This is a genomic window from Rhodococcus sp. NPDC054953, assembly GCF_053609225.1.
The window spans coordinates 92,256-106,705 of record NZ_JBSGXD010000008.1 but is presented as its reverse complement, the minus strand read 5'-3'; the positions used below and the strand labels follow the sequence as shown (position 1 = coordinate 106,705).

Here is a 14,450-nt window from a genome sequence, read left to right as displayed (position 1 = left end):
CCCACCAGGGGAAAAAAAAAACTCGAGGGGGGAGGAACCGCTTCGAGGAAAAGGGGCGCCCGACCATTCCGGTCGGGCGCCCTTCGCCGTTTCTCACCACTCCCGATCGGGGGAGTGAGGGCATCTTCACGTCGACGCAACGTGCGAAACCAGCTGGTGACCGACAGACATTCCGGCGCAACAACTTCCGCCTACTGTCTGCATCCAACGGATACCGGGCCGTATACAGCGGCCGGATACCGGATTCACTGGCCCGTCTCGCCCCGCACGTTCCTCGACCGAAAGGCCCGCCCATGCGTCACCTCTCGAAGCGCGCCCTCGCCGCGCCCGCCGCCGTCGCCGCCCTCGGCCTGGTCCTCACCGGATGCGGCAGCAAGGCCTCGGACACCGCTGCCGGCGACTCCGCGGCCGCGTCCTGCGTCGACACCAGCGGGGACACCGTCAAGGTCGGTTCACTCAACTCGCTGTCCGGCACGATGGCGATCTCCGAAGTGACCGTGCGTGATTCGATCGCGCTCGCAGTCGAACAGATCAACAACGCGGGCGGCGTGCTCGGCAAGCAGATCCAGGTCGTCGGCGAGGACGGCGCCTCCGAGCCGACGGTGTTCGCGGAGAAGGCCGAGAAGTTGATCAGCAGCGACTGTGTCGCAGCGGTTTTCGGTGGCTGGACGTCATCGAGCCGCAAGGCGATGCTGCCGGTGTTCGAGGACCGCAACGCGCTCCTGTACTACCCGGTGCAGTACGAGGGCCTCGAGGACTCGAAGAACATCTTCTACACCGGTGCCACCACCAACCAGCAGATCATCCCGGCGCTCGACTACCTCAAGGAGAAGGGCGTCACGTCCCTCTACCTGGTCGGCAGCGACTACGTCTTCCCGCAGACCGCGAACCGGATCATCAAGGCCTACGCCGCGGCCAACGGCATGGAGGTCAAGGGCGAGGACTACACGCCGCTCGGCTCCACCGACTTCTCCACCATCGTCAACAAGGTTCGCACCGCCGACGCGGACGCCGTCTTCAACACCCTCAACGGCGACTCCAACGTCGCGTTCTTCCGCGAGTACAAGAACGTCGGCCTCACCCCGCAGCAGATGCCGGTGGTGTCCGTCTCGATCGCCGAGGAGGAGATCGGCGGCATCGGGGTGGCGAACGTCGAGGGCCAGTTGACGGCGTGGAACTACTACCAGACCGTTGACAGCCCGGAGAACACGGCGTTCGTCGCGGCGTACAAGGCGAAGTACGGCCAGGACAAGCCCACCTCCGACCCGATGGAGGCCGCGTACACCTCGGTCTACCTGTGGAAGAACACCGTCGAGAAGGCGAACTCGTTCGCGGTCGCGGACATCCAGGCCAACGCCGACGGCGTCAGCTTCGCCGCCCCAGAGGGCACCGTCACCATCGACGGCTCCAACCACCACATCACCAAGACCGCCCGGATCGGCGAGATCCGCGGTGACGGACTGATCCACACCATCTGGGACTCCGGTCAGCCGATCGTGCCCGACCCGTACCTCGAGTCCTACCCGTGGGCCGAGGGCATGGCGAAGCAGTAGACGACGCGACGAAACCGATCGGTGAGGGAGGAGGTACGCACGTGGACGTCGTGATCGGGCAGTTGTTCACGGGCCTGAGCATCGGGTCGATCCTGTTGCTGGCCGCGCTGGGACTGTCGTTGACGTTCGGCCAGATGGGCGTGATCAACATGGCCCACGGCGAGTTCATCATGGCGGGTAGCTACACGGCATACGTCGTGCAGCAGGTGATCTCGAGCGCGACCGGGTCCCTGCTGGTGTCCCTGCTTGTCGGCTTCGTCGTCGGCGGTCTGATGGGTGTGCTGCTGGAGGTGACGCTGGTTCAGCGGATGTACCACCGGCCGCTCGACACCCTGCTGGTGACGTTCGGTGTCGGTCTGGTGCTGCAGCAGCTGGCGCGCGACATCTTCGGGGCACCGGCGGTGAACGTTGTTGCGCCGCCGTGGCTCTCGGGTGGCGTGGAGATCCTCGGCGCGGTGGTGCCGAAGACCCGGATCTTCATCCTGGTGCTCGCGGTGGTCGCGGTCGCCGCCGTCGCGGTTGCCCTCAAACGGTCGGCGATGGGACGTCGGATCCGCGCCGTGGTGCAGAACCGGGATCTCGCCGAGACCAGCGGAATCTCCTCGCGCCGCACCGATGTCACCACCTTCTTCATCGGGTCCGGGCTTGCGGGTGTCGCCGGCGTTGCCCTCACTCTGATCGGGTCGACCAGCCCGACGATCGGGCAGAGCTACCTGATCGACGCGTTCCTGGTCGTGGTCGTCGGTGGGCTCGGACAGATGAAGGGGGCGGTGATCGCCGCGTTCGCCCTCGGGATCCTGAACTCGTTCGTCGAGTACTCGACGACCGCCTCGATCGCGAAGGTGATCGTCTTCGTCGTCATCGTGATCTTCCTGCAGGTCCGCCCCCAAGGCCTGTTCGCCGTCAAGACGAGGAGCCTGGTATGAGTGTCCTGACACATCCCCGGCTGCGGGTGTGGGGCGGTTTCGCGGTCGCGGCGGTGCTGCTGTTCGCGGTGGCGCCCGCGGTCCTGTCCGACTTCCGGCTCGGCCTGCTCGGCAAGTTCCTGTGTTTCGCGATCGTCGCCGCCGGAATCGGATTGGCCTGGGGCCGCGGTGGAATGCTCACCCTCGGTCAGGGCGTGTTCTTTGGCATCGGTGCATACGCGATGGCGATGCACCTGAAGATCGCGGACGCGCAGCTGACGGGTCAGGATGTGCCGGACTTCATGCGGATCGCGGGCATCACCGAGCTGCCCGGCTACTGGCAGCCGTTCGCATCGCCGATCGTCGCGATTCTCGCGGTGCTGGTGCTACCGGGGTTGGTGGCGCTGGTGCTCGGCCTCGGGGTGTTCAAACGCCGGGTCAAGGGCGCCTACTTCGCGATCCTGTCCCAGGCTCTCGCCGCGGCATTCGCGATCCTGCTGATCGGGCAGCAATCCATCGGAGGCAGCAACGGGCTCAACCGGTTTCGCACCTTCTTCGGGTTCAACCTCGCCGACCCGGTGAACAAGCGAATGCTGTTCTTCATCGCCGCAGGAGTGCTGCTGCTGTCGGTTGCGTTGATCCGGCAGCTGATGCGCTCGCGCTACGGGGAACTCCTCGTCGCGGTGCGGGACCAGGAGGAGCGGGTCCGGTTCCTCGGCTACGACCCGGCCAACATCAAACTCGTCGCCTACGTGGTCGCCGCGTTCCTCGCGGGCATCGCGGGTGCGCTGTTCGTACCGATCGTCGGGATCATCTCCCCGGCGGACGTCGGAATCGTTCCGTCGCTGGCGTTTCTGATCGGCGTCGCGATCGGCGGCCGCGGCACCCTGCTCGGCCCGGTGCTCGGCGCGATCGGGGTCGCGTTGGCGCAGTCCGTGTTCTCCGAGTCGTTCCCGTCCGGCTGGACGTACGCGCAGGGACTGCTGTTCATCGTGGTCGTCGGATTCTTCCCGGCCGGTGTCGCCGGCCTGGCAACGCTGCTGCGGCGCCGGCGCGTCGATCCACCCTCGGCCGAGCCCGACGCACCCGCCCCCGCGGCGATGCCCGAACCCGTGAAGGTGCCGTCATGACCGAGATCCTGTCCGAAGCACGGACTCCCGAGCCCGGTGGCAACGCGGGCATGTCCAGCGAGTACCTCGAGGTGCGCGGACTCACCGTCACCTTCGACGGGTTCACCGCCGTCGACGGGGTGGACCTGACGCTGCTGCAGGGCGACCTGCGGTTCCTGATCGGCCCCAACGGCGCGGGCAAGACCACCCTGGTCGACGCGATCACCGGGTTGGTCCCGGCGACCGGGTCGGCGACCAAGTCCGGGGTCGAACTGATCGGAAAGAAGGTGCACCACATCGCCCGGCTCGGGGTCGGCCGCACCTTCCAGACCGCGAGCGTGTTCGAGGACCTGTCGGTGCTACAGAACCTCGACATCGCGGCGGGTGCCCGGCGGTCCGCCTGGACCCTGCTGCGCCGCCGCGGGCAGGTGCTGCCGGAGGTCGAGGAGGCGCTCGAGACGATCGGGCTGACCGCGCAACGCGACACCCCCGCCGGGATCCTCGCCCACGGGCAGAAGCAGTGGCTCGAGATCGGGATGCTGCTCGTCCAGAACGCCGACGTACTGCTGCTCGACGAGCCCGTCGCGGGCATGAGCCTCGAGGAACGCGAGGAGACCGGACAGCTGCTGCGCCGCATCGGTGGTGCGCGGACCGTCGTCGTCGTCGAACACGACATGGACTTCATGCGCTCGTTCGCGACCTCGGTGACCGTGCTCGCTGCCGGGAAGGTGCTGTCCGAGGGGACCGTCGCGCAGGTGCAGGCGGACCCGAAGGTGCAGGCGGTCTACCTCGGCGCCGCACACCATGAGAAGGGGGAGTGAGATGCTCGAATTCGTCGATGTCCGTGCCGGATACGGCCGCACCGAGGTCGTGCACGGAGTGTCGCTTACGGTCCCGGAGGGTGGGGTCGCCGCGGTGCTGGGGCACAACGGGGCAGGCAAGACCACGCTGCTGCGGGCGGCCGTCGGGCTGGTCAAGGCGTCGGCCGGGAGGATCCTGCTCGGCGGCGAGGACATCACCGGACTGCGGCCAAGCGCCCGCGTTGCACGGGGACTCGCCTACGTGCCGCAGGGGCAGCAGTCCTTCGGCCAGCTGACCTGTGCCGAGAATCTGCAGGTCGTCGCCGACGGCCGCAGACGGGGGCGGGCACTGATCGCGGAGGCACTGGACCTGTTCCCGGCGTTGGCCGGCCTGCTCGACCGCCGCGCGGGCCTGCTCTCCGGGGGGCAACGTCAGCAACTCGCGATCGCCAGGGCGCTGATCACCGAGCCTCGGGTGCTGATTCTGGACGAACCGACGGAGGGCATTCAGCCCAACGTCGTCGCGGAGATCGAACGCACCGTCATCGACCTGACCCGGCGCGGGGACCTGAGCGTGCTGCTCGTCGAGCAGCACATCGGCTTTGCCCTGCAGGCGGCGCAGCACTACAGCGTCCTCGCCGCGGGCCACGTCACCTCCACCGGGCGGGGTGGCGCCGATTCCGGCGACGCGGTCCGCGCCGCGATGGCGATCTGACCGTGGCGGCGACATCCGAGGCCGGACCGACCGGTTCCCGACGCGAGCAGGTCTATCGCGCACTGCGCGCCGACCTGATGAGCGGGCGGATCGGCCCGGCCGAGCGGCTCAGCGAGGAACGACTCGCCGAGATGTACGGCGTCTCGCGGACCCCGGTCCGCGAGGCCCTGCTCCGGCTGCAGGCGGACGGCCTCGTCCAACGTGACGTGCGGGGCCTGTTCCCGTACCGGCCGCGGCTCGAGGACCTTGCGGACCTGTACGAGCTGCGGATCACCCTGGAGGTCCGGGGTATTCGCCGGATCCTCGACGGTTCCGGCGATCGGCACGACCCGGAGGTTCTCGGTCCCGAGCTGGCGCGGTGGTACGCGCTGCGAGACGAGACCCCGGAACCGGACGCCGGCTTCGTCGCCCTCGACGAACAATTCCACACCACCCTGCTCGCCGCGGCGGGCAACCGGGCGCTCAGCGACGCGCTGGCCGGCGTGAACGCGCGGGTGCGCCCGGTGCGGATGTTCGACTACCTGACCCCGGACCGGATGAGCGCGACCGTCTCCGAACACATCACGGTCGCCGAACTGATCCTCGACGGACAGCTGCAGCGGGCGCACGACGCCCTGCTCTCCCACATCGACGAATCCCGCGCGGTCGTCATCGACCGCGCCCAGCAGGCGCTCGCGATGGCGCGGATGGCCAGCGCCGTCCGCGACTGACCGGGACGTGCCCCACGAAAGGCGGAAAGACAATGACCACCCTCTCGTTCGACACCCTCCTCGTCGCAAATCGAGGTGAGATCGCCTGCCGCATCATGCGGTCCGCGCATCTGCTCGGACTCAAGACGGTCGCGGTGTACTCCGACGCGGACGCGTCGGCCGCCCACGTCGAGATGGCGGACGTTGCGGTGCGCCTCGGTCCGGCGCCCGCCGCCCAGTCGTACCTGCGTGCGGATGCGGTGATCGAGGCCGCGTACACGTCGGGAGCGGGCGCGATTCATCCGGGCTACGGATTCCTTTCGGAGAACGACGAGTTCGCCGCGGCCGTGGAGGCCGCCGGGATCGCCTTCGTCGGTCCGACCCCGCAGCAGCTGCGGGTGTTCGGCAACAAGCACTCCGCACGGGAGGCGGCCCGGGCCGTTGGGGTGCCGTTGGTCGCGGGCAGCGGCCTGCTCGACACCGTCGCCGACGCGGTCGCCGCGGCCGAGGAGATCGGCTACCCGGTGATGCTTAAGGCCGTCGGTGGTGGCGGCGGCATCGGGATGCAGGCCTGCTTCGACGCGGCGGACCTCCGCGGCGCCTACGACCGGGTGCAGCGGCTCGCTGCCGCGAACTTCTCCTCGTCCGGGGTGTTCCTCGAACGGTTCGTCGCCAGGGCCAGGCACGTCGAAGTCCAGGTGTTCGGTGACGGCGTCGGCCGCACCCTGAGCCTCGGGACCAGGGACTGCTCGCTGCAGCGCCGCAACCAGAAGGTCATCGAGGAGGCCCCCGCCATCGGGTTGTCGGATTCGGTTGTCGAGCAGATGCTCTCGTCGTCACGGGCGCTGGCGTCGTCGGTCGGCTACCGGTCGGCGGGCACCGTTGAGTTCGTCTACGACGTGGACCGCGGTACGGCGTCGTTCCTGGAGATGAACACCCGGTTGCAGGTCGAGCACCCGGTGACCGAGGAGGTGACCGGCGTCGACCTCGTCGACTGGATGCTGCGACTGGCGGGCGGCGACTCGTCGATGCTGGACGCGCTGCCCGACACCGGGCCTGCGATCCGCGGCCATGCCGTCGAGGCTCGCGTGTACGCGGAGGATCCGGGCCGTGGCTACCGGCCGTCCGCTGGCCTGCTGACCGGTGTCGAGTTCCCCGCCCACACCCGGGTGGAGACCTGGGTGGAGACCGGCACCGAGGTCAGTGAGCACTACGATCCGATGATCGCCAAGGTGATCACCTCCGCGGGCACCAGGACGGCCGCCTTCACGGCACTCGGCGCGGCCCTCGACGAGACCGCGCTGTACGGCATTGCCACGAATCTGACACACCTGCGGGCGATCTCGGAACTGCCTGCGGTGCTGGCGGGTGACCACACCACCGGAACCCTTGCCGACCTGACGGTCGGCGGCGCTCGCGTCGACGTGCTCCGGGCCGGGACGATGACGACCGTCCAGGACCACCCCGGCCGGCTCGGCTATTGGGAGGTCGGGATCCCTCCGTCCGGCCCGATGGACGATCTGTCGTTCACGCTCGTCACCGCCGCGGTCGGCAACGCCGCCGATGCCGCCGGGCTCGAATGCACCCTGCAGGGACCGCGGTTGGAGTTCGCGGAGCAGACGGTGGTGTGTGTCGGCGGCGCGCCTGCGCCGGTCACCGTGAACGGGGCACCGGTGCCGATGTGGGAACCGGTGACGGTCCCGGCCGGGGGTGTGCTCGACATCGGCAGCCCCGAGGATGACGGGCTGCGCACCTATCTCGCGATCCGCGGCGGGGTCGCCGCGCCGACCTACCTCGGCAGCGCATCGACGTTCACTCTCGGCGGCTTCGGCGGGCCGACCGGACGCGCCCTTGCCACCGGGGACGTGCTGAGTCTGGGGCGGGCCGACGGCGGCACCGCTCCCGCGCCGGTCCCGGCCGCCGACCGTCCGGTGTTCGCGCACACCTGGCATCTCGCGGTGACGGAGGGCCCGCAGCCGTCCCCGTCGTACTTCACGGCCGAGGACATGGCGCAGTTCTACGACACCACCTGGACGGTGGCGGCGCACGCCAACCGGACCGGCATCCGGTTGGCGGGCCCGAAGCCGCGCTGGTCACGCACCGACGGCGGCGACGCAGGCCTGCATCCGTCGAATCTGCACGACAACCCGTACAGCGTCGGCGCGCTGAACGTGTCCGGCGACACCCCGATCCTGCTCGGCCCGGACGGGCCCAGCCTCGGCGGGTTTGCCTGCCCGCTGACCGTCACGAGCGCGCACCGCTGGAAGCTGGGGCAGATCCGGCCCGGCGACGCGGTGCGGTTCGTCCCGGTCACCGATGCCGCGGCCGCACGGCTGCGCTCATCGAATTTGCTTCGGGCGGCGACTCTTCCCCCGTCCGATGCCCGCTCATGGACCTCCGACGGCGGCATTCTCGGGCGCCGCGACGCGATCCTGGACCGCCCCGCGGTGGCCTACCTGCGCGGCGGTGACGACAACATTTTGGTTGAGTACGGCGCGATGGAACTCGACCTGGGGCTGCGGATGCGGGTGCACGCGCTATCCGAGGCGCTCGCCGAGCGCAGGCTTCGCGGGCTGATCGATGTCACGCCCGGGGTGCGGTCCCTGCACCTGCATTTCGACCCCGACCTGCTGCCCGCGGGCCGCCTGCTCGACGTGCTCCAGGACATCGAGGACCTGCTGCCCGCGACCGCGGACCTGGTGGTACCCAGTCGCACCGTCCGGCTGCCGCTCTCGTTTGACGACCCGTCGATCGTCGAGGCGATCGACCGGTACCGGGCCGGCGTCCGCGACACCGCGCCGTGGCTGCCGTCGAACATCGAGTTCATCCGGCGGATCAACGGCCTCGGCTCGGTCGAGGAGGTGCGGGACGCCGTCTTTGACGCCGAGTACCTGGTGCTTGGGCTCGGTGACGTGTATCTCGGTGCGCCGCTCGCGGTTCCGCTCGATCCTCGGCACCGGCTGGCCACCACCAAGTACAACCCGGCCCGCACCTGGACCCCGTCCGACGCGGTCGGGATCGGCGGCAAGTACCTCTGCGTCTACGGGATGGAATCGCCCGGCGGCTACCAACTGGTCGGACGCACCGTGCCGATCTGGTCCGGATACCGTCAGCAGGGGCCGTTCGAGCAGGGCAAGCCGTGGCTGTTCCGGTTCTTCGACCGGATCGTCTGGGAACCGGTCACCCCCGACCAGCTGACCGAGTACCGGGCGCAGGCGCGGGCGGGCCGATTCAACGCCGAGATCACCGACGGCACCTTCGCGCTCGCCGATCATCTCCGCTTCCTCGCGGACAATGCAGACTCCATCGCCGCGTTCAATGCCCGTCAGTCCGTGGCGTTCGATGCGGAGAAGCGGGCCTGGCACGAGGCCGGGGAGTTCGACCGCGTCGAGGCAGCGGCGCCCGAGCCGGAGCTTCCCACCGAGATCGTGCTGCCGCCGGGGGCGGTCGCGGTCGAGGCCCCGATGGTGGGCACCGTGTGGCGGGTCGAGGTCGAGCCGGGGCACACCGTCGAGTCCGGCCAGGACGCGGTGATTCTCGAAGCGATGAAACTCGAGATGCCCGTGACGTTCCCGTGCGCAGGCCGGGTCCTCGAGGTACTCGTCGAACCGGGCGCGAAGGTGCAGCCCGGTACCCCGCTCGTCGTGATGGGAGCCGCATGAACATGAGCACGGTCACGACTCCGGCCAGCGACGCCCTCACGCCCACCGACCGGGTCGAGCGAGCGTTCCTCCGGATCGCCGAGGTCGATCGACCCGAGGTGTGGATCACCCTGCGGGAGAAGGAGGACGTGCTCGCGGACGCGCGTGACGTCGAGGCACGGGTGGCCGCGGGGGAGCGGCTTCCGCTCGCGGGGCTGCTCCTCGCGGTCAAGGACAACGTCGACGTCGCCGGGCTGCCGACCACCGCGGCGTGCCCCGAATTCTCCTATCCGGCAACGGTCACCGCGAGCGGTGTGGCGCGACTGGTCGCGCAGGGCGCGGTGGTGCTCGGCAAGACCAACCTGGACCAGTTCGCGACCGGGCTGGTCGGCACCCGCAGTCCGTACGGCGCGGTGCGGTGCGGCTGGGACCCCGACCGCGTCTCCGGCGGGTCGAGCTCGGGGTCCGCGGTCGCGGTCGCGCTCGGCATCGCCGATATCGGGATCGGCACCGACACCGCGGGATCGGGCCGGGTGCCCGCCGCGCTGCACGGCATCGTCGGGCTGAAGCTGACGCTCGGGGTGATCCCCACGCACGGTGTGGTGCCCGCCTGCGTCGACTACGACTGCCTCACCGTCCTCGCCCCGGACCTGGGCGGTGCGGCCACCGCTGCCCGCATCATGGTGGGAGCAGAGCCACGAGATCCCCGCAGCCGGGAGTGGCCCGCCGATGTGCGCCTTGCCGCCCCCGCCGCGCCGGTCGTCGCGGTGCCGCGGATCGAGGATCTCGCCGACCTGTGCCCCGAGTACCTCGCCGCCTTCTCCGACACCGTCGCCGGGCTGGAGGCCACCGGCGTGGAGACCCGCTTCGTCGACATCTCCGGGTTGCTTGAGGCGGCTCGCCTGCTCTACGACGGTGCCGTCGTCGCCGAGCGGTACGCGGCGATCGGGACCTTCCTCGGGAGCGGCCCCGCCGGGGCGGATCCCACCGTCGCCGCCATCGTTGCCGCCGCGAAGACGCCTGCGGCACACGAGCTGGTCGCGGACCAGGACGCGCTGGTGCGGGCCAAGGCGATCGCGGCGGCGACCCTCGCCGGGTACGATGCCCTGCTGCTGCCGACCACCACCGAGCACCCCACCATCGCCGCGGTGCAGGCCGACCCGATCGCGATCAATCGGCGGATGGGGACGTACACCAACTTCTGCAACCTGCTCGACATGGCTGCGGTCGCGGTGCCGGGAACGCCGACCGCGCAGGGGAATCCGTTCGGGGTGATGGTCGTGGTGCCCGCCTTCGGCGATCAGGTGGCGGTCGACCTGGCCGCCCGGCTCGCCGCGGTGGACGCCCCGACGCTCGTCGAGGGCGGCGCGGAGCTCGCGGTGTTCGGTGCGCATCTGCGGGGGCAGGCACTGCACTTCCAGCTCGAGGAGATCGGCGCCCGGTTCGAGGGGGAGACGGTCACCACCGACGCCTACCGGCTGTACGCGCTGGACACGGTCCCGCCGAAACCGGGACTGGTGCGTCGCGGCGCCGGCCTCGGATCACCGATCGTCGGGGAGGTGTTCCGGGTGTCGCACGCCGGACTCGGCCGCTTCCTCGCGGCGCTGCCCGCGCCGATGACGCTGACCGCGGTCGAACTGTCCGACGGCCGCAGCGTCGTCGGGTTCGGCTGCACCCACGATGCCGTCGACGGCGCCACCGACATCACCGACCACGGCGGCTGGGCGGCGTACCGGACGGCGTAGGCGGGCGCCGCGGGCGCGCGGTGTGTCACGGATGGCGCACGTCTGGGGACATCGCCGATCGCGCATGGCGTCAACCTCGTGGTCGGGTGTGCGCGCCGCGATCACCGCACGGAAGGCGAACGTCCGCGACTTAGTGCACCCCGACCGGAGCCGTGTCGGGCAGGTCGGACTTCGTGGCGCGCACCAGGATCGCCACGATCGGCGCGATGACCAGCAGGAGGACCGCGGCCCAGACGAACACCTGGCTATACCCGGCGACCTCGGCGCCGAGGGCGACCTCCCGCAGCGCGCCGGGATCGGTGGACGCCGGGGAGTCCGCCGCGAACACGGTCTTCGCGGACACGTAGATCGTGGTGAACAGGGCGGTTCCGAGCGCCCCACCGATCTGCATGGTGGCGTTGACGAGCGCGCTCGCCGCGCCCGCGTCGTGGTCACGGACCCCGACCAGGGCCAGGTTCTGCATCGGGACCATCAGCAGACCGAGACCGGCTCCGAGGACCAGCAGTCCCGGCAGCACCGCGGTCCAGTACGAGCTGTGCACCTCGATCCGGGAGAGCAGCAGCAACCCGGCGGCCGCGACGACGGGGCCCGTCGTCATCGGAAGCTTCGGGCCGACCCCGGTACTCAGCTGCGCCGCGACTGCCGCCGCGATCGTGATGGCAACCGACAGCGGCAGCGACGCAACACCGGAGACGAACGGGCTGTAGCCGAGCACGATCTGCAGGTAGAACGTCAGGTACAGGGTGCCGCCGAGCAGCGCAGCGCCGACCATCACCGAGGCGAGGAAGCTGGGCCCGCGATTGCGGTGCCACGGAACCGACATCGGCAGCAGCGGATTCGCGGACCGCTTCTCGACGACCACAAACACCACGAGCGCCACCAGCCCGAGCGCGATGAAGCCGATTGTCTGCGACGAGGACCAGCCGTGCTTCTCGGCCTGGGTGAACCCGTAGACGAGGGAGCCGAGCCCGACCGCGACCAGGACGGTGCCGGGCAGGTCGTAGCGGGTGTCGCCGTGCGCCTTCGTCTCCCGCACGATCGGCGCGGTGACGGCGAGCGCGAAGATCGCGATCGGGACGTTCACCAGCAGGCACCAGCGCCAGTCGACGTACTGGGTGAGCAGGCCGCCGAGAAGCAGGCCGATTGCGGCGCCGCCGCCGGAGATCGCGCCGAACACGGCAAAGGCCTTGGCCCGCTCCTTCTCCCCGATGAAGGTGGTGGTCAGGATCGCCAGCGCTGCCGGCGCGAGCAGCGCGGCGAACACGCCCTGGCCGGCGCGGGCGGCGAACAGTTGGATGCCGTTCTGCGCGATGCCGCCGATCGCGGATGCGACCGCGAACCCGATCATACCGACCATGAACGAGCGCTTCCGGCCCCAGAAGTCGGCAATCCGGCCGCCGAGAAGCAGCAACGCGCCGAACGCGAGCGCGTACGCGGTGACCACCCAGTGTCGGTCGGAGTCGGAGATGCCGAGTGCGTGCTGCGCCTCGGGAAGGGCGATCGACACGATGGTGCTGTCGAGCACCACCGTCAGCTGGGCGAGCGCCACGATGCACAGCACCAGCCAGCGGCGGTCGTGATTGGGGTTCTCGTGTGGGGCCGCGGCCGGGCGCGAGGTGTCCTGAACCTCAGTGGACATCGAAGAGTTCCTACCGATCGGTGGCGCGGACGACTGTCACGGCCGAAAGAAGCCACGGTAGCCGCGTTCGCATCGGCGCCGCCAACCCACTGGCCGGATCCGTTGGCATCCTCACACCGGCTTGCCCCGGAGGCATCCGGTGTGAGCACCACTCGGTACGCCCGTCCGGAGTCAGTGGAAGGTGTCCCGCTCGATCCGCAGGGTGTCGATGGTGGTCGCGAGCATGTCGTACTGGCCGACGAGGAGGACGAACTCGATCATCCCCCGGTCGTCGAGGTGCTCCGCCAGCGCCGCCCAGGCGTTGTCGGCGATGTTCCTCGTCGCGACCAACTCGTCGACCGCGACGAGCATCGCGCGGTGCCGGGCGCTCCAGCCGTCCGCGTCCGGGCCGACCAGGACCCGCGCGAGGAGTTCGGCGGTGACGCCCGCGCGCCGCCCGAGCCGGATGTGATGGTCCATCTCGTAGTCGCAGCCGCGCAGGTGGGCGATCCGCAGGATCACCAGTTCCGTTTCGTGGCGGGAGATCCGGCCGCCAGGGCGCAGCACCGTCCCCGCGAAGTGCAGCCACCCGCGGTAGGTGCCCCCGGCCCGGCCGAGGGTGCTGAACACCTGGGCGTCCGGTGTGCGCGACGCGAGCGAGACCACCCGCCACACCATCCAGTTCAGCGGACCGAGTCTGCGTAGCCGTCCGGGGGCGATCCGCGCGGTCACCGGGTGCGCTCCGGGAGATCGGTGGTGAACCGGGCCCGCTCGGTGCGGGCGATCGACAGTGCCGCAGCCATTCTCGGCTGGCGGCGAAGGTCGATCACTCGCTGGGCGGGCACGCGCAGGTGTACCAGGCCGGCCACCCACCCCGGCGCATAGATCCGTCGGCGGCGCAACACAATTCCCCTTTCCAATGCGGACACCGCGGTCTCCAGCGGTGACACCGCGGTGAACATGCCCGACCACCGGATCTTGTCCGCGGCGGCGCTGTCGAACCCGATGCTGATCATTTCGGTGTCGATCTCCCCGAGATAGCCGACACCCACCCGGGCGCCGAGGTGCCGCATCTCCACCCGCAGCGTGTTGCCGAGCGCCTCCACCGCGGCGGCGGTGGCGCTGTAGGCGCCGATCAACGGCAGGTGGACGGCAGCGGCGCCGGAGGTGACGATCAACGCGTAACCGCCGGGATGACCGAGGTGCTCACCCGCCGCCCGCAGCGTGTGGTAGGTCCCCATCAGGTTCACGTCAACGGTCTGCCGCATCACCTCGGTGTCGCCGCCGATCATCGGAAGTTGCGCACCGACACCGGCATTCGCGACCACGACGTCGAGCCCGCCGAGCTCGGCGACCAGCTCCCCGATGGCGGTCTCGACCGCGCCCGCGTCCCGGACATCGCAGTACCGCCACGGTGCCCGGCCGCACGCGACCGCGACCTGCTCGAGCAGTTCGGGTTCGAGTCCGAGGAGCGCGACCCGGGCCCCGCCGCGGTGCAGTCGTCGCGCGAGGGCGGCGCCGATGCTGCGGGCCGCGCCGGTCACGATGATCCGGCGTCCGGACAGCCGCGCGTCCAGCAGGTCTCGCGGCATCACGGCCCTCCGCCCCGTCGCTTCCGGTGATTTCCACCATCCGGTAGGCAACGTAGCACCGGATCCGGCCCGCCCGGACCAAC

The 14,450-nt window shown here is 70.0% G+C and carries 11 protein-coding genes; 8 read left to right on the top strand and 3 right to left on the bottom strand.

What is annotated here, in order from left to right; genetic code table 11:
• Positions 1 to 293 precede the first annotated feature (293 nt).
• From urtA to atzF, 8 genes are read left to right on the top strand one after another with little or no spacing between them, the layout of a single operon-like run.
• Positions 294 to 1,553, top strand: coding sequence for an urea ABC transporter substrate-binding protein (gene urtA / locus ACWF62_RS08240; protein ID WP_378506126.1), 1,260 nt, complete (start codon positions 294 to 296; stop codon positions 1,551 to 1,553).
• 41 nt (positions 1,554 to 1,594) lie between these two features.
• Complete coding sequence (gene urtB / locus ACWF62_RS08235; protein WP_378506127.1) at positions 1,595 to 2,479, top strand: urea ABC transporter permease subunit UrtB; 885 nt, start codon at positions 1,595 to 1,597, stop codon at positions 2,477 to 2,479.
• Entirely contained in the window at positions 2,476 to 3,588 is a 1,113-nt protein-coding gene (urtC, locus tag ACWF62_RS08230; protein ID WP_378506128.1) for an urea ABC transporter permease subunit UrtC, read from the top strand. The genes urtB and urtC overlap by 4 nt, the downstream gene beginning before the upstream one ends.
• The gene (gene urtD / locus ACWF62_RS08225) at positions 3,585 to 4,388 is read left to right on the top strand and encodes an urea ABC transporter ATP-binding protein UrtD (protein ID WP_378506129.1); all 804 of its coding nucleotides are present in this window, start codon (positions 3,585 to 3,587) and stop codon (positions 4,386 to 4,388) included. Before urtC ends, urtD begins: the two co-directional genes overlap by 4 nt.
• 1 nt (position 4,389) lies before the next feature.
• Positions 4,390 to 5,082, top strand: a complete 693-nt coding sequence (gene urtE, locus ACWF62_RS08220) for an urea ABC transporter ATP-binding subunit UrtE (protein ID WP_378506130.1) — start codon at positions 4,390 to 4,392, stop codon at positions 5,080 to 5,082.
• Positions 5,079 to 5,792, top strand: a complete 714-nt coding sequence (locus ACWF62_RS08215; protein WP_378506394.1) for a GntR family transcriptional regulator — start codon at positions 5,079 to 5,081, stop codon at positions 5,790 to 5,792. The genes urtE and ACWF62_RS08215 overlap by 4 nt, the downstream gene beginning before the upstream one ends.
• 32 nt (positions 5,793 to 5,824) lie before the next feature.
• Entirely contained in the window at positions 5,825 to 9,433 is a 3,609-nt protein-coding gene (uca, locus tag ACWF62_RS08210) for an urea carboxylase (RefSeq protein ID WP_378506131.1), read from the top strand.
• Between the two features lie 2 nt (positions 9,434 to 9,435).
• Positions 9,436 to 11,157, top strand: a complete 1,722-nt coding sequence (gene atzF / locus ACWF62_RS08205; RefSeq protein ID WP_378506132.1) for an allophanate hydrolase — start codon at positions 9,436 to 9,438, stop codon at positions 11,155 to 11,157.
• A 130-nt stretch (positions 11,158 to 11,287) separates the two neighbouring features.
• On the opposite strand, the gene ACWF62_RS08200 is transcribed toward atzF, so the two are convergent.
• The 3 genes from ACWF62_RS08200 to ACWF62_RS08190 all read right to left on the bottom strand — a co-directional run bounded on the left by ACWF62_RS08200 (position 11,288) and on the right by ACWF62_RS08190 (position 14,367).
• On the bottom strand, positions 11,288 to 12,796 hold the full coding sequence (locus ACWF62_RS08200) for an MFS transporter (RefSeq protein WP_378506133.1): 1,509 nt from the start codon (positions 12,794 to 12,796) through the stop codon (positions 11,288 to 11,290).
• 171 nt (positions 12,797 to 12,967) lie between these two features.
• The gene (locus tag ACWF62_RS08195; RefSeq protein WP_378506134.1) at positions 12,968 to 13,507 is read right to left on the bottom strand and encodes a carboxymuconolactone decarboxylase family protein; all 540 of its coding nucleotides are present in this window, start codon (positions 13,505 to 13,507) and stop codon (positions 12,968 to 12,970) included.
• Positions 13,504 to 14,367, bottom strand: coding sequence for an SDR family NAD(P)-dependent oxidoreductase (locus ACWF62_RS08190; RefSeq protein WP_378506135.1), 864 nt, complete (start codon positions 14,365 to 14,367; stop codon positions 13,504 to 13,506). Before ACWF62_RS08190 ends, ACWF62_RS08195 begins: the two co-directional genes overlap by 4 nt.
• Positions 14,368 to 14,450: the final 83 nt, after the last annotated feature.

Excerpts from the sequence above, each read along its gene's own strand:
- urtD (WP_378506129.1), top strand. The coding sequence starts at position 3,585 with ATGACCGAGATCCTGTCCGAAGCACGGACTCCCGAGCCCGGTGGCAAC.
- ACWF62_RS08200 (WP_378506133.1), bottom strand. The coding sequence starts at position 12,796 with ATGTCCACTGAGGTTCAGGACACCTCGCGCCCGGCCGCGGCCCCACAC.
- urtA (WP_378506126.1), top strand. The coding sequence starts at position 294 with ATGCGTCACCTCTCGAAGCGCGCCCTCGCCGCGCCCGCCGCCGTCGCC.
- uca (WP_378506131.1), top strand. The coding sequence starts at position 5,825 with ATGACCACCCTCTCGTTCGACACCCTCCTCGTCGCAAATCGAGGTGAG.
- urtC (WP_378506128.1), top strand. The coding sequence starts at position 2,476 with ATGAGTGTCCTGACACATCCCCGGCTGCGGGTGTGGGGCGGTTTCGCG.
- ACWF62_RS08190 (WP_378506135.1), bottom strand. The coding sequence starts at position 14,367 with ATGCCGCGAGACCTGCTGGACGCGCGGCTGTCCGGACGCCGGATCATC.
- atzF (WP_378506132.1), top strand. The coding sequence starts at position 9,436 with ATGAGCACGGTCACGACTCCGGCCAGCGACGCCCTCACGCCCACCGAC.
- urtE (WP_378506130.1), top strand. The coding sequence starts at position 4,390 with ATGCTCGAATTCGTCGATGTCCGTGCCGGATACGGCCGCACCGAGGTC.